The sequence below is a fragment of the Nannocystis punicea genome (genome assembly GCF_026965555.1).
Classification (GTDB): domain Bacteria; phylum Myxococcota_A; class Polyangia; order Nannocystales; family Nannocystaceae; genus Nannocystis; species Nannocystis punicea.
The window spans coordinates 2,623,451-2,641,366 of sequence record NZ_CP114040.1 but is presented as its reverse complement, the minus strand read 5'-3'; the positions used below and the strand labels follow the sequence as shown (position 1 = coordinate 2,641,366).

16 protein-coding genes are annotated in these 17,916 nt (G+C 70.9%); 7 read left to right on the top strand and 9 right to left on the bottom strand.

The genetic code is table 11. The annotated features are described in order from the left end of the window. The first annotated feature begins 17 nt into the window (after positions 1–17). Positions 18–965 (top strand): archaemetzincin, encoded by a 948-nt coding sequence (locus O0S08_RS10105; protein ID WP_269038852.1) that lies wholly within the window; start codon positions 18–20, stop codon positions 963–965. Between the two features lie 286 nt (positions 966–1,251). Here the strand turns inward: O0S08_RS10105 and O0S08_RS10100 are convergent, their stop codons facing one another. Continuing rightward, positions 1,252–2,013 (bottom strand): alpha/beta fold hydrolase, encoded by a 762-nt coding sequence (locus O0S08_RS10100; protein ID WP_269041951.1) that lies wholly within the window; start codon positions 2,011–2,013, stop codon positions 1,252–1,254. Positions 2,014–2,795: 782 nt separating this feature from the next. Next, complete coding sequence (locus tag O0S08_RS10095; protein WP_269038851.1) at positions 2,796–3,602, bottom strand: hypothetical protein; 807 nt, start codon at positions 3,600–3,602, stop codon at positions 2,796–2,798. A 508-nt stretch (positions 3,603–4,110) separates the two neighbouring features. Between O0S08_RS10095 and O0S08_RS10090 the strand changes: the two genes are divergently transcribed. Further along, on the top strand, positions 4,111–5,433 hold the full coding sequence (locus tag O0S08_RS10090) for a hypothetical protein (protein WP_269038849.1): 1,323 nt from the start codon (positions 4,111–4,113) through the stop codon (positions 5,431–5,433). Positions 5,434–5,448: 15 nt separating this feature from the next. On the opposite strand, the gene O0S08_RS10085 is transcribed toward O0S08_RS10090, so the two are convergent. Beyond that, a complete protein-coding gene (locus O0S08_RS10085; RefSeq protein WP_269038847.1) occupies positions 5,449–6,534 on the bottom strand; it encodes a dienelactone hydrolase family protein in 1,086 nt (361 codons plus the stop codon). Positions 6,535–7,152: 618 nt separating this feature from the next. On the opposite strand from O0S08_RS10085, the gene O0S08_RS10080 reads away from it, so the two are divergent. Continuing rightward, positions 7,153–8,661 carry an outer membrane protein assembly factor BamB family protein gene (locus O0S08_RS10080; RefSeq protein WP_269038846.1) on the top strand — a complete coding sequence of 503 codons (1,509 nt, stop codon included), beginning with the start codon at positions 7,153–7,155 and terminating at the stop codon, positions 8,659–8,661. A gap of 276 nt (positions 8,662–8,937) precedes the next feature. Here the strand turns inward: O0S08_RS10080 and O0S08_RS10075 are convergent, their stop codons facing one another. Continuing rightward, on the bottom strand, positions 8,938–9,375 hold the full coding sequence (locus tag O0S08_RS10075) for a YciI family protein (protein WP_269041950.1): 438 nt from the start codon (positions 9,373–9,375) through the stop codon (positions 8,938–8,940). Between the two features lie 219 nt (positions 9,376–9,594). Further along, on the bottom strand, positions 9,595–10,086 hold the full coding sequence (locus tag O0S08_RS10070) for a hypothetical protein (protein ID WP_269038845.1): 492 nt from the start codon (positions 10,084–10,086) through the stop codon (positions 9,595–9,597). 411 nt (positions 10,087–10,497) lie between these two features. Between O0S08_RS10070 and O0S08_RS10065 the strand changes: the two genes are divergently transcribed. Further along, complete coding sequence (locus tag O0S08_RS10065) at positions 10,498–10,932, top strand: hypothetical protein (RefSeq protein WP_269038844.1); 435 nt, start codon at positions 10,498–10,500, stop codon at positions 10,930–10,932. 28 nt (positions 10,933–10,960) lie between these two features. On the opposite strand, the gene O0S08_RS10060 is transcribed toward O0S08_RS10065, so the two are convergent. Together O0S08_RS10060 and O0S08_RS10055 are read right to left on the bottom strand one after the other, a co-directional pair. Continuing rightward, positions 10,961–11,371: a hypothetical protein gene (locus tag O0S08_RS10060; RefSeq protein WP_269038843.1), complete on the bottom strand. Its 411-nt coding sequence runs from the start codon at positions 11,369–11,371 to the stop codon at positions 10,961–10,963. 181 nt (positions 11,372–11,552) lie between these two features. After that, entirely contained in the window at positions 11,553–12,428 is an 876-nt protein-coding gene (locus tag O0S08_RS10055; protein ID WP_269038842.1) for a class I SAM-dependent methyltransferase, read from the bottom strand. A 426-nt stretch (positions 12,429–12,854) separates the two neighbouring features. On the opposite strand from O0S08_RS10055, the gene O0S08_RS10050 reads away from it, so the two are divergent. Continuing rightward, positions 12,855–13,979 (top strand): hypothetical protein, encoded by a 1,125-nt coding sequence (locus tag O0S08_RS10050; protein WP_269038841.1) that lies wholly within the window; start codon positions 12,855–12,857, stop codon positions 13,977–13,979. 51 nt (positions 13,980–14,030) lie between these two features. On the opposite strand, the gene O0S08_RS10045 is transcribed toward O0S08_RS10050, so the two are convergent. Both O0S08_RS10045 and O0S08_RS10040 read right to left on the bottom strand, forming a co-directional pair. Then, positions 14,031–14,672 carry a hypothetical protein gene (locus O0S08_RS10045; RefSeq protein WP_269038840.1) on the bottom strand — a complete coding sequence of 214 codons (642 nt, stop codon included), beginning with the start codon at positions 14,670–14,672 and terminating at the stop codon, positions 14,031–14,033. A 99-nt stretch (positions 14,673–14,771) separates the two neighbouring features. Further along, positions 14,772–14,894 (bottom strand): hypothetical protein, encoded by a 123-nt coding sequence (locus O0S08_RS10040; protein WP_269038839.1) that lies wholly within the window; start codon positions 14,892–14,894, stop codon positions 14,772–14,774. Between the two features lie 266 nt (positions 14,895–15,160). Between O0S08_RS10040 and O0S08_RS10035 the strand changes: the two genes are divergently transcribed. Beyond that, positions 15,161–16,858 (top strand): DEAD/DEAH box helicase, encoded by a 1,698-nt coding sequence (locus O0S08_RS10035; protein WP_269038838.1) that lies wholly within the window; start codon positions 15,161–15,163, stop codon positions 16,856–16,858. A 403-nt stretch (positions 16,859–17,261) separates the two neighbouring features. After that, on the top strand, positions 17,262–17,885 hold the full coding sequence (locus O0S08_RS10030; RefSeq protein WP_269038837.1) for a hypothetical protein: 624 nt from the start codon (positions 17,262–17,264) through the stop codon (positions 17,883–17,885). Positions 17,886–17,916: the final 31 nt, after the last annotated feature.

Here is a 17,916-nt window from a genome sequence, read left to right as displayed (position 1 = left end):
CGCCGGTCGAGACCCGAGTGCCTCCCTCGCCTGCCCCGCGCCTGGAGCGTCCCGGCGAGGCCTGGCGGCAGGCGCTCGGCCCCCTCGACGACGTCGAGCCGGCCCTGCGCGCGGCCTTCACCGACCCGCGCGACTTCACGCCGATGCCGCCGCAGCGACCCGGGGACTGGCGCACGGTGCGACCGGAGCCGGCCCAGAGCGTCGCCGAATTCCTCGAGAGCGCGCCGAACATCCGCTTCGCCCCGCGCGAACGCCTGGCGATGTTGCCGCTCGGACGCTTCCCCGTCGACGTGCTCGTCGGCCGCGAATACGTCGGGCTCGTGCGCACTCCGGAGCCGGCGGACATCGCCGCCCTGCTCGCCGCATTCTTCGCCACCCCGACCGACCTGCTGCCGGCCGAACCGCTGCCGGAGAGCGGGATCCCCTGGCGCGAGGTCCAGGGCCACCGTCAACACGACGCCCGCGCGTTGCTCGGCGCGGTCGCGCCACGGCTCCCGCCCGACGCATACGGCATGCTCACGCTCGTCACTGTCGACCTGTTCGCCGCGCGCGAGCAGCAGTACGCGTTCGGATGGTCGACTCTCCAGGAGCGCCTCGCGGTGGTCGGCTTCGCCCGCTTCGACCCCAGCTTCTTCGGCGGGCCCGCGCCGGCCGACCTCGCCGGGACGCTCCGCCGCCGGGGCCTCCGCGTCGCCGTGCACGAGGTCGGTCACCTGTTCGGGCTGGCTCACTGTCAGTCGTTTCGCTGCGTGATGAACGGCGTCGCCGATCTCGACGAGCTCGACGCGATCCCGCTGCGCCTGTGTCCCCTGTGCTTGCGCAAGCTCCACCTGGTCACCCGGCTCGACCTCGAGGCCCGCGACCTGGAGCTGCTCCGGGCTTTCGAGGCGCTCGGGCTGCCCGAAGAGGCCCACTGGCTCGCCGAGCGCCGGCGGCGGCTGCAGTTCGCCGCGCGGAAACGATGACCCCGGCGGCTGCCGACGCGCGAGCCGGCGGCGACGAGCAGCCCGTGAATGATTCGATCACTTTCGCATTCGAGCCGCACTCGCGGGAGTGACTCGACGCATTCGCCCCCATGCCCTGCTCGAGGGCGCAGACGACTGCACCGGCCCGTGAATCCCGGGCGTCTGGAGCCGAGGCCCGAGGAGTCATTCCTCGGCGCGCCCCGGCCTCGCGGCGGCGCCGATGGGGCTCCCCCCTCGGCGGGTGACCGACCGGCCCGGCGCGCCCGACATGCGTCCGGACAGGCGCTCAGGTCCGGGCGATCTCGACGAGGACGTCGTGGAGCCGGTTGGGCTGGGAGAAGAACGGCGAATGATCGGTGTGGAGCTCGTGGACCGCCTCGCACGGCATCGCCGTGACCATCGCTCGCTGCGCCGCGGGCGTGATCGCCCGATCCTTGGCGCACGCGATGTAGAATCGCCGCACGCTGCCGTAGCTCGCGTCCGTCAGCGCGAGCGGCGTGGCGAACGGCGCGAGCGGGTTCGGCTTGAGCAGCGTGCGCGCGCGGTCGACGACCTCGGGCTCGCAATCGGCGTAGAAGATCTCCGCGACCGCCTCGCGGTGGATGTCGACGACGCCCTCGTCGGACCGGACGCGCAGGTTCGGGGTCGCCAGCGAGTGGGTGTCCCGCAGGGCCACGTCGAGCAACGACGTGCCGTTCGGCAGCAGGAATGCGCTCAGATAGACGAGCTTCTCGACCTTGGCCGGCCGCGCCTCGGCGACCGTCGAGATGACGATTCCGCCCATGCTGTGCCCGACCAGCACGACCGTGCCCTCGATCGCGTCGAGGGCCGCGATCACGCGCCCCGCGTAGTGGGCGAGCGTCACCGACGCGGGCGCCGTCTCGTCGTCACCGTGCGAGGGGAGGTCGAGCGGTGTGACGCGGTGTCCGCGGGCCTCCAGCAGCCGCGCCGTCGTCGCCCAACACCACGCGCCGTGCCACGCGCCGTGTACCAGCACGAAGTGCATCGACGCACCGGTCGTTCCTTCGCCGCGCTCGTAGGATCTCATCACCTGGTCCCTCATGCTCGATGGCTGGACTTGTGAGTCGCACCGTAGTTGTCGCCCTCACCCACTGTCAATCCCCGTAGATCGCGGAGTGCCGTCGCGGACAATTGTGCGGCGCACGGTCGAGCGCCGCTCCCGGCGACGCGGCGCTCGAGAATGCACATGCGTCAATACGCCACGAGCCCGGCAGCTCCTCGGCCGGGCTCTTCCATGGACACAGTCACCGATTGCCGTGAGCGGCGCGTCCGCGGCCCCGGACGGCGCCTCGCGGGCCTGCGGGGCCCTGCGCTCGCGCCCCGGCGCCTCGGCCCGGTCATGAGATTGTCATTGCACCACGTGCTCCGTCTTGCCGACTTCGGCATTCGCGGGCGCGACTGGACGGACTTCGACAGGACATCGGTCTCGCCGCAAATGTCGGCAGCGGCGCGAGGCTCTAGACGGCGCCATCAGAGACTGCCTGTCCGCTTGCGACTCGTGCGAAGATTCACCGACGAGTCGGGCCCGGCGCCGTCCGCCCGGCGCTCCGGCTCGCGGTGCGCAGCGGCCTCCGCCCAGTCGTCGACCTCCGCAGCCTCACGCCCCGGGCCACCCGAGCGGCACCCGCGAACCGGTCTTCAGGTTCGGCGGAACCGAGCGAGCCCCACGGGACACGCATGCGGAGCAGGGTTCCCCCGACTCACGCGCGGATGCGACCGTGTTCCATGACCCGTGGGGCTCGTACTTCGAAGCGGAGACCGGGGATTACCTCGTACGCCCCGGCGCGCTCGGTCGCAAGGGAACGACGCTCACATGCACGAAGGCACGACCTCGCCGCACTCGCTGAAGCCGGCGGGGACGCAGCCGGACGGCGAGTCCCACGCCTGCTCGGGTGAGCCGTCCTCGCAGATCACCGGGATGAACGGCGGGCAAGCGCCACCGTTGGCGACGCAGCGGAGGAAGTCCTGGTCCTGGTAATCGGCGCACACCTCGCCGTCGACCTCGACGTGCGGGGCGCCGTAGAGCGGCTGGCACTCGCTCGGCTCGTCGAGGCACTCCGCCTCCGTGAGCGACTCGCACGAGTCGCAGAACGCGATCGTCGGCGGCTCGCACTCGCTGTAGCCCGTCGGGTCGCAGCCGCTCTCGACCTTGTAGACCTCGTCGGTGCCGTCCTTGCAGAGGATGATCTCGTCGTCGGTGCAGTCCTGCGGATCGGTGCAGCCGAGGAACACCAGCCCCTGGGAGCAGCCGGGGAACTCGAAGGCCACGCCGTAGTGGCGCATGCAGAAGTCCACGGCCTCGCAGGTGGCCTCGTCGAGGCCGTCGCACACCACCGGCGTCTCGGTGTCGCTCGACGCCGTGGTCACTGCGTTGCTCGTCTCGACGAGCGTCGTCTCCGACGGGTCGAACTCGGTGGTCGAGGTCAGTTCGGGCTCGAGCGTGGTGCCGGCGCTCGTGTCGCTGTCGGTCGCCGTCGGGTCGGTCGTGGCCGCGGTCGTCCCGGTCGTCGCGTCGGTCCCGGAGTCGGACAGGTCGCCGAGCTTGGTCGGCAGCTCGCAGGCGGTCAGGGCGATCAGGGCAAGAAGGATGCGGGGAGAGCAAGAATAAGTGTTCATGTTAGTTCCTCACCCCCTCGTCTCCGACCGTCCGGCGATCCGTCACCGCACGCTCGCGGAAATGCGGCCAATCCGCTGCAGCGCGGCGGGTGATGTGCTGAACGCTCGCCGCCACGCCCATGGCGGGACCTCGCGCGCGTGCGAGAGACGGCGCTCGCGCCGCTGCGTCGGGCGACTTCGGCCTGCGTGATGGAGAACACGGACGCATGGCGCGGCCTCGCGCGCCTGTCGCCCGGGCCGCTCGTGACGCGACGCGGATCGAACCATGCCCATGGAGCGCGGTCGTCGGGCGTGCGCCGAGCCTCGGCGTGGGGGATTCGTGGGCCCCTGATCATTCATTGCGGCCCCGAGCGCCGCTGCAAGAGCGCTTCGTCATCCCGCCATTCGCTGCAATTTGCGGCCCCGCATTGGCTCGTACCAATCCCGTCGACCGCCTCGTCCGCGCGCTCAGAGCGGGCTCCGCGGCCGCCCGTCCATTTCGAGCCGCGGAGGCGCTATGGTCCGCCGCATGTCGAGCGGAATTTCACCATACTTCACGCCGCGCGTCGGCGTCGGCCTCCTCTTTACATTCAGCGCCGCCCTGCTGGTCGCCTGCGGCGGCGAGACCGGCGAGACGACCTGGGCCGATACGAGCGCGAGCAGCGAGACCGCGGGGACGACCGGCGACGCCGGCACGGTCAGCCCGACCGACGCCGGCAGCGACGGCACGACCACCGCGGAGGCGTCGACCACGACCGACGCCACCGCCGGGACCTCCACCGGCGAGACGACCGGCGACACCGAGGAGACCACCGGCTCGCTCAAGCCCGAGGATTGCGTCGACCTGCCGATCGCGGGCCTCGAGCTCGTCAGCCAGCAGGAGCACGAATACGACAGCGCCCCGCCGGTCCCGCTGATTCGTTCGTCTGCGCCGGCGAGCCTGTCGGGCGACCAGGCCGACGACCTGCTGCGGATCCTCTTCGACGGCGCTCTCGGCGTCGGCGTCCACCAGCTCGATCCGGACCCCAATCACGCGATCCCCGACTATGTGAAGACCTACGTGCCGCTCAGCAGCGCGGCGGCGATCTACGAGGAGGACCTCGACGGCGACGCCTTCTCCAGGACCTTCGTCGCCGCCGCGGGCGAGCTCGAGATCGTCGAGCTGCTGTCGACCCACCAGACCGCGGGGATCGTGCGGCACGTCGAGCTGCGCGAGGTGGTCCCGAACCGCGACGGCCAGTTCGAGCCGCTCGCCGACGGCGCGTGCTACTGGATCGAGGAGGTCGAGTACGACGTGCGGCGCCCGAACGGGTGCACGCCCTACGCGGCCGAAGCCTGCCCGGCCGACCAGTTCTGCATGCCGACGATCGCCATCGGCACCGACGGCGAATGCGTCACCGGCGGGGCCAAGCAGGAGGGCGAGGCCTGCACCCGCGTCGATTCGACGCACTGGGACTCCGATTGTGAGCTCGGCCTGCGCTGCGCCGACTTCGGCGACGGTGACATGTGCCACCGCGTCTGCGACGTCCTCTCCGACGCTCCGGGCTGCCCGGCCGGGACCCACTGCGGCGGCGGCTACAACATCTGCATGGACGAGGCGCTCCTGCAGCAGAGCGGCATCGACCCGGCCGAGGTCGGCGAGCCCTGCCTCGACAACCCGAACGCGCTCTACTGCGGCGGCGACGGCCGGCCCGGCAACTGCTACGACGACGACGGCCCCGGCCCGCTGGATTCGCTGTGCACCCCGTTCTACTACGCGCCCTCGCAGTGCGTGGCGCCGCAGACCGGGGCCTACGTCGCCTACAAGAACGGCATCGACCTCTCGACCCTGTGGTGCCTGACCCCGCCCTGAGCGCGCCTCGGCGGCTCAGCCCCCGACGACCTCGGTGAGGAAGAAGTCGAGCGAGTCGATGTCCGCGTCCTTCCGCGCGCAGTTGTACGTCGTCGGGCCCGACGCGCACTTCGCGGTCGCGAAGGGGTACGGCTCGCTGCACTCCGCCCCATCGCAGGCCTGATCGAAGGTGTGACCGATGCCCGCGTACGGGACCCAGATCAGCTCGTCCTCCGTGCCGGGCGTGTTGCCGTAATCGTCGTGCGCGGTCTCGACGCGGGCCTCGCAATCGTCGAACGAGACCGTCTCGTCGGCGTCCCCCATGTGCAGTCGCATCGGATTCGCCGGCCGCCAGAAGCCCCCGTCGACGTTGAAGTTGTAGCCGAGCGCCGCGCCGCAGCCGGGGTAGAACGCGACCGCGGCCGCGTAGGGCGGATCGGTCGCGTGGGGCACGTTGGAGTACCGCGGCGTCTTGGCCATCGCCACCAGGACGGCCTGGGCGCCCTGCGACCAGCCGAGCAGGCCGACCCCGCCGTCGGTGTTGACGTCGTGGGTGTCGATCAGATAGTCGAGCGCGGCGCCGATGTCGGCGACGCGGGTGGTGTACGGATCGACCCGCAGCGGGCTGCCCATGGAGCACTGATTCTGGTACTGCACGTAGGTCTTGGTGCTGGGGCGACGCGCCTCGTAGCTGTCGATCGCGAGGGCGACGTAGCCCTGAGCCGCGAGCTCCAGCCCCCAGCGCTCGATCTCGCGAGTGGCGCCGTTGCCCGGATAGTCGCCCTCCCACATGCCGCTGCACCCGTGCATCATGATCACCGCGGGCGGGTTCGGCGGGAGCGGGTCGGGCAGGTAGATCCGCCCGTCGAGGATCTCGCCGGTGTTCGGGCCGGGGAGGGTGATGTTGGTATACGTGTCCGCCCGCGCGTCCGCAGGCAACGAGACCCAGACGAACGCGGCGGTGAAGAGGGCGAGCGCAGCGTCTGTCGTTCGTGGGGAATGAATGCGATGTTCCATGTGCGACGATTCGAGCAATCGCCGCGCCAGCCGCGGGGTCTTGAATTGCCCGCATTTTTCGCCGACGAGGCCCGCCTCGCGCTGCGCCTGCCCGGCATGTCCCATGGGACATCCCATGGGACATCGAAGCCACCTTCGGGAAGGGCCCGATGGGCGTCGCCGCGCGGCAGTCGGGGCGGGCTCTCGAAAATGACGCATGCGGATCGTCGGTGCTCGGCCGGCCCCGCGAGAGTCCCGACATTCGCAGGCGAAGCGCCGTTCGCCGCGCCGCGACGCGGCGATGTCGAGGCGCCGCGGCGAGGCGACGGTGAGGCCCGTCGCCCTCGGTCGTCGCCGGCGTCCCTTGCATTTGCGAGAGCTGTTCACTGTCATCGTCGTGCCTCCGCTCGCGCAGCGCCGACCACGAGTCAGTCCCAGCGACGCTGCGACAGGTCGCGCCACCCGGGTGCACCTGGACGCAGGTCCTCGCATTGTCGTCCACCCGCTTGCGCGGCGGTCGGCGCCATTCTATCCTGATCGTTCGAGGTATTGTCGTGACGCGCCACGGTGGTGCGTCGCAGGGGGTTTTCACCTGGGGTTGTCATGGATGTACGAACATTCCCGAAGCTCGGTGTCCTGGTCACGATGATGGCGTCTGCCGCCTGTAGCGAGGACGCGGAACCGGCCGAGCTGCGGGGGTCCTCGGGGCCTCACGGACCGCAGGCCGCGAAGAAGGACTGGCCGATGGCCCTCCACGACGCGCGCGGCAGCGGCTACAACGACGGTGAGACCCTGCTGCGCCCGAGCACCGTCGGCGCGCTCAAGGTGAAGTGGCGGTTCGACGCCGCCGACGCCGGCCACGAGGTCGGGCCGATCCACGCCTCGCCGGTCGTCCTCGACGATCGGGTCTACGTCGGCTCGAACCTCGGCCGGTTCTACGCCATCGACCGCGACGGCCACATGTTGTGGACCTACCTGCCGCTGCAGCCGAACCCGCTGCTCGCGTCCCTGGTCGTGCCGTCGCCGATCGGCTCGCCGATCGAGGCCGTGGCCACGCCGATCGTCGGCGCCGCGGTGCTCCCGCGCCACAAGCCCTACGTCCTCTTCGGCGACATGGACGGCAACCTGTACGCGCTGCACCGCAAGACCGGCGCGCCCGTGTGGATCCGGCCGAACGTCGACGGCCACGACCTCGGCGGCGTGATCGGCAATTCGATGATGCTCGCCGGCGACACCCTGATCGTCGGCTTCTCGTCGATCGAGAACTACGGCCTGATCCTGGCCCAGCAGGGTTATTCCTGTTGCACGTTTCGCGGCATGGTCGCCGCATTCGACGTCGCCACCGGCGCGGAGAAGTGGCGGTTTCGCACCATCCCCGACGGCGAGCAGCAGGTGCTCCCCGCCTCGCTCGCGCCGTTCACCCACGGCCCGTCGGGCGCCGACGTGTGGGGCCAGCCCACCTACGACGAAACCACCGACACCGTGTACTTCGGCACCGGCCAGAACTTCTCCCCGCGGCCGGACGGCGGCGGCAGCGACTACAGCGATTCGATCGTCGCCCTCGACGCCCAGACGGGCGAGCTCCGCTGGTCGTATCAGGCGACCGCCGACGATGTCTGGGTCGAGGGCCTGCCGAACCCGGACCCCGAGGACCGCTATTACGACCTCGACTTCGGCGATTCGCCGAAGCTCTACAAGCTGCCGTGGATCGGCAAGGTCGTCGGCGCGGGCGACAAGGCCGGCGCCTACCACGTGCTCGACGCCGAGACGGGCGAGCTCGTCCTCCGCACCCAGCACCTCGCCACCGCCAGCGCCCTCGGCGGGTTTCAGAACCTCGGGGCGACCGCCCACGGCCTCGTCTATCAGCACGGCCTCGACCGCGTCGGCCCGGTCGGCAGCACCGCGTTCAAGGGCAAGGTCCTGGCGCTCACGCCCGACGGCGGCGACGTCGCGTGGAGCGTGTCCCGCCCGGGCTCCGAGATCGTCGGCGGCCTGGCGGTGGCCCACGACGTGCTGTACTTCCAGTCGCCGCGCGAGGAGAAGGCCCCTGGCGATCCGCCGGTGTGGGCGCTCTACGCGGTGCACGCGAAGACCGGCGCGGTGCTGAAGCGCGTCGAGCTCCCCGGCCGCGCGGTCTCGAGTCCGGTGGTCTCGCGCGGCCGGGTCTACATCGGCGACGGCAACTCGGCGGTGGCGATGCTCGGCGTCGTCGAGAACGGCGGCCTTTTGTGCCTCGGTCTGCCCGGCGATTGAGCCGGCTGCTCGCGCCCGAGCGACCGCGAGCCTCGCTCTCATGCCCCGAAGGACATGGCCCTATCGCCCTGTCCTTTCGTACCTGTCTCTCAGCGCACCGCGCATTCGCAGCCCATGTGAACCGGCCGCCTCGAGATCGGCGAGCATCCCGTGTCGCAGGGGCAACACTGCGCTGCTGGCGAGGCGCTCGTGCGGTCAGCAGCGGGGCCCCTCGGCAGCGCGAGGGCCCCGGACGCGCCTCCGTGGCACGTCGGGGCCGCGCTCTGTCGGCGTTCGCTACGCCTTCTGCTGCCGCTGCTCGAGCTCGGCGCGGAGGCGGTCCTCCTGCGCGCGGAGCTCGGGGGTGAACTCCGCGCCGAAGTCCTCGGCCTCGAAGATCGGGCGGATCTCGAGCTCGGAGTCCTCGTTCGGCATCGGGTCGGGGCAGCGGCGGGCCCACTCGACCGCCTCGTCCATCGACCGGACCTGCCAGATCCAGTAACCCGCGATCAGCTCCTTCGTCTCGGCGAACGGGCCGTCGACCACGTTTCGCTTGCCGCCCGAGAACTGGATCCGCTTGCCCTTCGCGCTCGGATGCAGGCCGTCGCCCGCGAGCATGACGCCCGCCTTGACCAGCTCCTCGTTGAACTTGCCCATCTCGGCCAGCATCTGCTCGCTCGGCATGACGCCCGCTTCGCTGTCCTTCGTGGCCTTCACGATCACCATGACCTTCATCGTCGTGTCCTTTCTCGGCGGCGCCTCGGCGCCGGTGGTTGGTTCGTACAGGCGACGAACGGCGTCGAGCCGGATCGACAAGGCTCCGGAATTTTTTTTGAGGGCTCGCGTCCTGCGCCGATTTCGCCGCAAAACCAACGGGTCAGGCGTTCCACCGGCCCCGCGGCCGGCTCGGCCCCCGCGCCCGGCTCGCCCCGGCCCCCCGTCGTCCAGCCTCGCTCACGACGCGCGGCGGTCGAAGTCCACGATCACCAGCCAGTCGGCCGAGGCACCGCGGTACAGCACGCCGAGGAGCCGCAGGTGATGGGAGACCAGCCGTATCGCCTGCAGCTCGGCGGGCGTGGCCGCGAGGAACCTCGCGACCTCGGCCACCCCGCTGTCCGGCCGGTCGAGGAACTGGCCGTAGATCTTGCGCGTCATCGAGTTGTCGACCGTCCGGTCGAGCAAGTACACGCCGTCACGTCCGCCGAGGCTGCGCGCGCGCGTCGGGTCGAAGCCGTAGCGCGCGTTCTTGAGGGTGATCGCCAGCGCCGATCCACGCCAGATCCGGGCGCGCCGGGCCGCTTTTAAAAAGCGGCGCGTGAGGACGACGCGAATGGTCCGGCCGTCGCGCTCGGCGGCCGGAAGTTCGGCGAACTCGTCCGTGGTGAGACGCTCCTCCGCGGCGTCGAGGGCCGCGCGAAGATCGGCGAGCTCGTCCATCTCCGCCACGTTCGCACGATCGCGGCGCTCGCGAAAGCTTTCTTCCCACGAAGAATCACCGCATGAGACGTCGCTGCTGCGCGGGATGGGTGTCTCATGCTCGCCCGGCCCGTGGCCGCAGGGTCGAGCGTCCTCGCCCGGATGACCGTGCTATCGTCCGCGCATGTCGAAGCGACCGTCCGCCCCGCGCGCAATGCCCCGCACGATCGCTCCATCCCTCTCCGTCACAGGCCAGGCTCGGCGATGACCCTTTAAAAGAGCATCATCGACTGCGTCGAGGGCGACGAGACGGCCGACGAGGACGAGTACCCCCTGGGGCTGCCGACGAAGATCCGTCCGCCGCGGCTGTTCCGCGACGGCGGCTTCGACCCGGTCGGCGCCGAGGTCGTCGCCGTCGAGACGCACCTCGGCACCTACGGCATGGGCGGCCCGGGCTTCCTCGGCCTGCAGCTCGCGGGCGGCCGGCCGCCCGAGCCCCGCTGGCTCGTGGTCACTCTGTGGGCCGCGGCGAGCTGGGCCACCCTCGACGGCGACCTCGTCCGCGAGGAGTTCTTCGAGCGCGAGCGGGCCGAGCTGGAGGCGAGCGGCCGTCGGTTCCGCAGCATCGAGACGAGCCTGCTCGGCACGAGGTTGGTGACGGCCGAATGCACCGACGACCTGCTCGCGCTGGAGTTCGAGCGGGACGGCGCGCGGCAGCGGCTGCAGATCCGGCGCGACGGCGCGGACGTGCCGCCGTGGAGCGGCAGCGGTCAGCCCCGCATGCTCGGCCCGGAAGAGTCCATGCGCGACGCGGTGGTCGTCAGTGAGTCGGGTTATTTGTGGACGGCCGACGACGAGGACGACGAGGACGAATGACCTCGTCGCCCGCGTCGCCGCCGTTCGCTCATCCGGGCTCGATCAGGCGCACCTCGATGTCGATGTCCCAGCCGGACGTCTCGTTATTGGTCAGGCGGTACAGCGCTCCGTACTCGATGCGGCGAATGATGTAGCTGACGGTCTTCGCGCCGTCGCGCGGCCCCTGCGACACCTTGACCTCGATCTGGCTCGGACCGCGGAGGACCACGAAGTCGCCGCGTTGACCGAGCTTCACCGCGCCGTCGGCGATCAGGTCGAGGCCCGTACTGTCCTGAATGAAGAAGACCAGAGTGTCGACGTCGCGCGCCGCTTCGTCGGACTCGTCCACCAGGAATTCCTCGTCGAGCTCGACCGTCACCGCATCGGGCGCGGCGAACACGGCGAGGGCGCTGAACAGCGCCGTCTGGAGGGCGGTCGTGGCAGCTTGGAAGATCCACATGAGCATCATCTCCTTGCAGGAACGGTGACGCCGCCGAACACGTCCTCGACGGCTCGGCAAGGATTGAGGCCGCTTCGCAAGGGCGTCCAGCGAACGACCGCAGAATTGTCCGGCTCGCCGGAGTCCTTCGCACCGTCCAGCATGCCGGCCGACGGCGGCCGACTGCTGCGGCGAGCCGCCGTCATTCGCCGGCGCGGCCGGCGAGGACCATCCCGTAGAAGCCCGCGACCTGGCCCTGGTGGCCGTCCGGCCGCGAGAACCAGCGGCGCTGCATGTCCTCGGGCATGAGGCACGCGAGCGTCCGGAGCCCGCGCGCCGCGAGGAACGCGTCGACCTGCGTCTCGTCGATGCCGAAGGTGAACGGCTCGCCGCGCGAGGCCACGAAGGCGCGCCCCTCTTCGAGCCCATGGGCCGGCTGGCTGCCGGTCACCGCGCGCTCGAACAGGAAGTCGAACACGATCACGCTGCCGGCCGCCGTGCCGCTGGCCACGAACCGCAGCACCGCGTCGACCGCCTGCTCGCCCAGGTAGAAGGTCACGCCCTCCCAGAGGATCACCGTCCGCGCCGACGGGTCGAAGCCTCCGTCGTGCAGCGCGTCGGCGAGCGGAGTGCGGTTGAGGTCGACGGCGAGGTAGCGCACGTGCGGCGCGGCGCCGAGTCGGGCCGCACGACGCCGCTTCTCCGCCTGGGTGGCCGGCGCGTCGACCTCGAAGAACGTCGCCCCGCGACGCGCTGCCGGCCCGGCGAAGCGGTGGGCGCGGGTGTCGAAGCCGGCGCCGAGGATCACCACCTGGCGCGCGCCGGCGGCCAGCTGCTCTCGCACGACCTCGTCGAAGAAGTGCGACCGCGCCGCCAGGAACTCGAACGTCCCCGGCATGCGCCGCTCGTAGATCCGTCGCACCGCGTGACGAACGGGCGGGATCTTCAGCACCACGCGCATCCACCCGTCGAGGAGGCGCTCCGCCAGCACGTCGGGCCCGCGAAACGCGGGTTCGCGAGCGTGCGCGGCCCGGGCGAAGGCGGCGAGGAGCGCGGTGCGGCTGAAGCGGTCGGACATCCCGGTGATCCTACGATGAATGGGCAATTCTTTTAAAAGGGGTTTCGCGGGGGCGTGTCATTGTCGGCAGCGCGGCTCCGTGCACCGAGTATCGCCCGGATCACGGCTCTTGTTGGAATTGGTCGGGGTCGAGAGGCCTCCTCCATGCGCGGAGTCGACCCTTCTTTGGCTCTTGTGCCATTCGCGCGGAAGGCCGCGCTCCAGGGCTTTACCGCCCGTTGCGCCCGCGCCCGCTCGGCGGCCCGCGAGCCGTGCTCTGCAGCGGAATGCCCAGGGTTGCGCGGCCAATCACGCGTCGACGCCGATGTTTCACGCGGGGAAGCGGACGTTTCCTCTCGATCGATTGCAGGGACTGGTCGATCCAATTGGCCCTCCTCGATCACATCCTCCATGCCCCTTCCATAACCGAAGGGTCACGGAGACATCATGCGCAAATACCTTAGGTGCTTCACCCCTCTCACGCTTGCCCTCGCCGCCCTCGCCGGCTGCGATTCCGAGGACGTCACGTCACGCAAGGGCGAGCTGCCCCAGGCCTGCGGCGGCTTCGCGGGCCTCGAATGCCCGGGCGACCTCGTCTGCGTCGACGACCCGAACGATGATTGCGACCCGGAGAAGGGCGGTGCCGATTGCATCGGCGTCTGCCAGGACCCCGGCCCGGTCGCCTGCGGCGGCTTCGTCGGCCTCCCCTGCCCCGACGGACAGGTCTGCGTCGACGACCCGAACGACGATTGCCACCCCGAATTGGGCGGCGACGACTGCATCGGCATCTGCGAGGACGCCCCGCAGGGCCCCGCCAGCTGCGGCGGCTTCCCCGGCACTCCCTGCCCCGAAGGACAGGTCTGCGTCGACGACCCGAACGACGATTGCGACCCCGAGAAGGGCGGCGCCGACTGCATCGGCATCTGCGAGGACGCCCCGGTCTACTGCGGCGGCTTCCCCGGCACTCCCTGCCCCGAAGGACAGGTCTGCGTCGACGACCCGAGCGACGACTGCGACCCCGAGAAGGGCGGCGCCGACTGCATCGGCCTCTGCGAGGGCGCCGCGAAGGGCCCCGCCACCTGCGGCGGCTTCCCCGGCACTGCCTGCCCCGAGGGACAGGTCTGCGTCGACGACCCGGGCGACGACTGCGACCCCGCCAACGGCGGCGCCGACTGCATCGGCCTCTGCGAGGACGCCCCGGCCACCTGCGGCGGCTTCGCCGGCACCGCCTGCCCCGAGGGACAGGTCTGCGTCGACGACCCGAACGACGACTGCGACCCGGCCAACGGCGGCGCCGACTGCATCGGCCTCTGCGAGGACCCGATCTACTGCGGCGGCTTCGCCGGGGACGCCTGCCCGAAAGGCCAGGAGTGCGTCGACATCCCCGACGACGGCTGCGACCCGGCCGACGGCGGCGCCGATTGTGGCGGCATCTGCCAGCCGGCGGCCGAGGGCGGCAAGCGCGAGTACGTGAGCCACGACCCGGTCGCGTGCCTCGCGATCAAGTTCTCCTGCCCGGACGGCATGGTGCACTTCTTCGACGAGACCGGCTGCGGCTGCGAGCCGGCGTGAGCTGAAGCGGCGGTGCGCGGCGCGGGTCGCCGCGCACCGCCGCAGCGCTGATTACTCCGCCCGGGGAGCCGAGGCCCGGCTGACCGAGGGCGGAGGACGTCGCGGCTGGCGCAGGCGGTCGGCGAGGTGCTCGATGCCCGCGACCGTGGCGCGAAAGGCGCGAGCGAGCGGCCGATGGGTCGCAGCCTCGAGGGCGCGCGCGGGGTGCTCTGCGAACCAGGAGAGGGCCTGCTCGGCCTCGCTGAGCAGGGCCTGCCGGCGGTCGAGCCAGGTGGCGGACCAGTCGGCGAGCGCGACGGCGCCGTCGTGACGGGCGACCTGTTCGAACAGAATCATCAGATCGACGCCGTGGCGCAGGCCGAGCAGCGTGCCGCGATACGAGCGCTCGAGGCTGAGGAACAGGTCCGCGAGTTGATCGCGGGCCACGGAGAACGCAGTGCCGACGACTCGACCCGTGGGGCTCACGGGCAAGCGGTGTCGCTCCGCCAGCCCCGGCAACTCGGCCAACGCCGACTCCGCGTGCTCCGCGATCGCCCGCAGGCGCCGGGCGGGCGGCACGTCGCCGAGGCGCTCCGCTTCGAGGCGAGGGTGACGGACGGCCGATTGCTCGGTCTGGAACAGCTCACGGGCGAGGTTGGCGAGCCAGGCGTGAGTGTCATCCGCCTGCTCCTCGGGGGTGCGATCCTGATTCATGCCGGGTTTATGGATGAGATGGGCGGAGCGGCAATCGACATCCCGCCGCGAACGCGGCGCGGGCCGCAGGGACGCGGTCCGCGAGCGCCGGACCGAGGGTCACCCCGCGTGCGACGCCGGCGAGCTCCGGCGGACGCGCTCGGCCAGCTCCTCCGCCTGCAACTCGACGTCGATCGTCATGCCGGCCACCGCCCCCTCGGCCGCGACGGCGATGGCGAACATCACGTCGCCCGGGGCCCGGCAGCGAGTCGACGAGGAGTACGGCGTCGTCGACGCCCGGCCGCGGTCGACGCCACGAGCCGCGCCCCGACGCCCGACGCACCACGGATGACGGACTCATGACCGCCGTTGCCGGGCGACCTCCGTCCAGGCCGCCGCTCACGAGCCGCCGAACCGGGACGTTCAGCACGTTTGACGCCGGGCGGCGTGTCCAACGGCACACCGCCGCGGGTCCCGCGGCCCGTTTTATCGGGTAGACGTGGCAGGCCATGAGCGCCGACGAAGACCTCCTCCCGCCGACCGGCTTCGCCGCGCTCGACCTGCCCGAGCCGCTGCTGCGGGCCCTCGGCGACGTCGGCTACGAGACGCCGTCGCCGATCCAGTCGCAGACGATCCCGCACCTGCTCGCCGGGCGCGACCTCCTCGGTCAGGCCCAGACCGGCACCGGCAAGACCGCCGCGTTCGCCCTGCCGATCCTCGCTCGCCTCGATCGCAGCCGGCCGGTCCTGCAGGCGCTCGTGCTCACGCCCACGCGCGAGCTGGCGATCCAGGTCGCCGAGGCGCTGCAGCGCTACGCCTCCCATTTGCCGGGCTTCCGCGTGCTGCCGATCTACGGCGGCCAGAGCTACGGCCCGCAGCTGTCGACGCTCGCCCGCGGGGTCCACGTCGTGGTCGGCACGCCCGGTCGGATCATCGACCACCTCGGCCGCGGCTCGCTCGACCTCTCGCAATTGCGGCACGTCGTGCTCGACGAGGCCGACGAGATGCTGCGCATGGGCTTCATCGACGACGTCGAGACGATCCTGCGCGCCACCCCGGCCGCGCGGCAGACCGCCCTGTTCTCGGCCACCTTGCCGCCGCCGATCCGGCGGATCGCCCAGACCTACCTGCGCGAGCCGGTCGAGGTCACGATCGCCGGCAAGAGCCGCACCGCCGACAACATCCGCCAGCGCTACTGGGTCGTCAGCGGCCTGCACAAGCTCGACGCCCTGACGCGGATCCTCGAGGCCGAGCCGTTCGAGGCGATGATCGTGTTCGCCCGCACCAAGGTCGCCACCGACGACCTGGCCGAGCGGCTGCAGGCGCGCGGCTTCGCGGCCGCGGCGATCAACGGCGACATCCCGCAGGCCCAGCGCGAGCGGACCATCGCCATGCTGCGCGACGGCGCGATCGACATCCTCGTCGCCACCGACGTGGCCGCGCGCGGGCTCGACGTCGACCGGATCAGCCACGTCATGAATTACGACGTGCCGACCGACCCGGAGAGCTACGTCCACCGGATCGGCCGCACCGGCCGGGCCGGGCGCAGCGGCGAGGCGATCCTGTTCGTCGCCCCGCGCGAGCGCGGCCTCTTGCGGATGATCGAGCGCGCGACCCGGCAGCCGATCACGCCGATGGAGCTGCCGACGGTCAAGATGGTCAACGACGTCCGGCTGGCCCGCTTCAAGCAGCAGATCCGCGAGAGCATCGCCGCCGGCGGCCTCGAGCCGTTCCAGAGCGTGATCGAGGACCTCGAGCGCGAGGACAACATCCCCGCGCTCGAGATCGCCGCCGCCCTGGCCAAGCTGGTCCGCAAGGGCGAGCCGTTCCTGCTCGCGCCGGAGCGACACGAGCCCGAAGCCCGCCCCGCGCCCCGCGGCCCCGAGCCCGGCATGGCCGCCTATCGCGTCGAGGTCGGTCATCTCCACGGCCTCAAGCCCGGCAACCTGGTCGGCGCGATCGCCAACGAGGCGAAGCTGTCCAGCAAGCAGATCGGCCGCATCGACATCCAGAAGGACCACACCTTCGTCGAGCTGCCCGCCGAGCTACCCGACGACTTGCTGCAGCACCTCAAAAAAGTGTGGGTCGCCGGCGGCCAGCTGCGGATCACCCGTGACGGCGAGCCGCCCGACGACGCCGGCAAGCGGCCCGTGAAGCGCAACCTGCTGCGCCGGCGCCTGTTCGGCAAGCCGCGCCGGGCGCCCTGAGCCGGCGACGCGCGCGGGCGCGAGCGCGGCGCCCACCATGTCTCTTCAGACATGTCCCGGGGGCGCGAGCGGGCGCGAGCGAGCTCGGCGAGGCGAGCCAGCCATATGTCTCTTCGGACATATAGCCAGAGCGCTCGCTGACCTGCGTTTGCGTCCGCCGATCCCCACTCGCGGCAATCATGCTGCCGGAGCAGGGTTGTGTAGGCAACCACAGCTCCCCGTGCGCACCTGCTCGACGGCTTGCTCCGGCGCGCTCATCGTCGGCGGCAGCATCGCGAATGCGGATCGCTACCCCCGCCTGCATATTCACCGTCTGCTCCCCACGAGTCGCCACGCGGCTGCGCCGGCTTCCGTCTGCCTGTGCGCCCTGCGCGCCTGCAGAATGAGCCATGGAGGGGCAGGCATGCGTCACCCCCCTGCCATCGCGTCCCTCCTTCTCTCCCTCGCCGCCGCGCCGCCAGCCGCAGAGAGCGCGGAGAGACCCACAGCGCTCGCCCCGCCCGCTACAACCGACGATTTCCTCGCCAGACTCGAGGCACCCGTCGCTCTCGAGAATATAGATGCGGACGCGGCCGACGGCGCTCTCGAGATCGGCTTTGATCTGCGGGGGGTCCGTCGCGTGTCCTTGGCCATGTATACGGAGGGCGAGGGCTCCGGGCGCGGCCTCGTGACGGTCGACGACGCTATCGTGGCGGAGGTCGGGTTCGTCGACGGTGCGGTCGCCTGGCAGACAATTGACTTGTCCACCCTCACCCCTCCGCAGGCCCATGCTGTCGCTGCGAGCATCGTGCAGGTCTGGCACGAGAAAGTCATCACGGAGGCGCTCTCCGCCGCGACAGTGGATGTCCGGGACCTCAAATGTACGGTCGCAGGGGTTATCGCTGGCGCCACCGCAAGCATCATTCTCGGCGGGACCTGCGGCATCCTCTGGAAGAATATCCCCATGTGTGGAAACGCCGGAACGGCCGCATACTGGAAGGTTTCCGGATACATCGCCGACAAGTGCAACGGGGCCCAGAACAAGTGATCCAGGAGGCACCTTGCCCTCGCGCCAAGTT

Coding starts and splice junctions, on each gene's coding strand:
- O0S08_RS10090 (WP_269038849.1), top strand. CDS start 4,111: ATGTCGAGCGGAATTTCACCATACTTCACGCCGCGCGTCGGCGTCGGC.
- O0S08_RS10075 (WP_269041950.1), bottom strand. CDS start 9,375: ATGAAGGTCATGGTGATCGTGAAGGCCACGAAGGACAGCGAAGCGGGC.
- O0S08_RS10035 (WP_269038838.1), top strand. CDS start 15,161: ATGAGCGCCGACGAAGACCTCCTCCCGCCGACCGGCTTCGCCGCGCTC.
- O0S08_RS10050 (WP_269038841.1), top strand. CDS start 12,855: ATGCGCAAATACCTTAGGTGCTTCACCCCTCTCACGCTTGCCCTCGCC.
- O0S08_RS10085 (WP_269038847.1), bottom strand. CDS start 6,534: ATGGGACATGCCGGGCAGGCGCAGCGCGAGGCGGGCCTCGTCGGCGAA.
- O0S08_RS10080 (WP_269038846.1), top strand. CDS start 7,153: ATGGCCCTCCACGACGCGCGCGGCAGCGGCTACAACGACGGTGAGACC.
- O0S08_RS10065 (WP_269038844.1), top strand. CDS start 10,498: ATGGGCGGCCCGGGCTTCCTCGGCCTGCAGCTCGCGGGCGGCCGGCCG.
- O0S08_RS10040 (WP_269038839.1), bottom strand. CDS start 14,894: ATGTTCGCCATCGCCGTCGCGGCCGAGGGGGCGGTGGCCGGCATGACG.
- O0S08_RS10060 (WP_269038843.1), bottom strand. CDS start 11,371: ATGTGGATCTTCCAAGCTGCCACGACCGCCCTCCAGACGGCGCTGTTC.
- O0S08_RS10030 (WP_269038837.1), top strand. CDS start 17,262: ATGCGTCACCCCCCTGCCATCGCGTCCCTCCTTCTCTCCCTCGCCGCC.
- O0S08_RS10055 (WP_269038842.1), bottom strand. CDS start 12,428: ATGTCCGACCGCTTCAGCCGCACCGCGCTCCTCGCCGCCTTCGCCCGG.
- O0S08_RS10045 (WP_269038840.1), bottom strand. CDS start 14,672: ATGAATCAGGATCGCACCCCCGAGGAGCAGGCGGATGACACTCACGCC.
- O0S08_RS10100 (WP_269041951.1), bottom strand. CDS start 2,013: ATGAGATCCTACGAGCGCGGCGAAGGAACGACCGGTGCGTCGATGCAC.
- O0S08_RS10095 (WP_269038851.1), bottom strand. CDS start 3,602: ATGAACACTTATTCTTGCTCTCCCCGCATCCTTCTTGCCCTGATCGCC.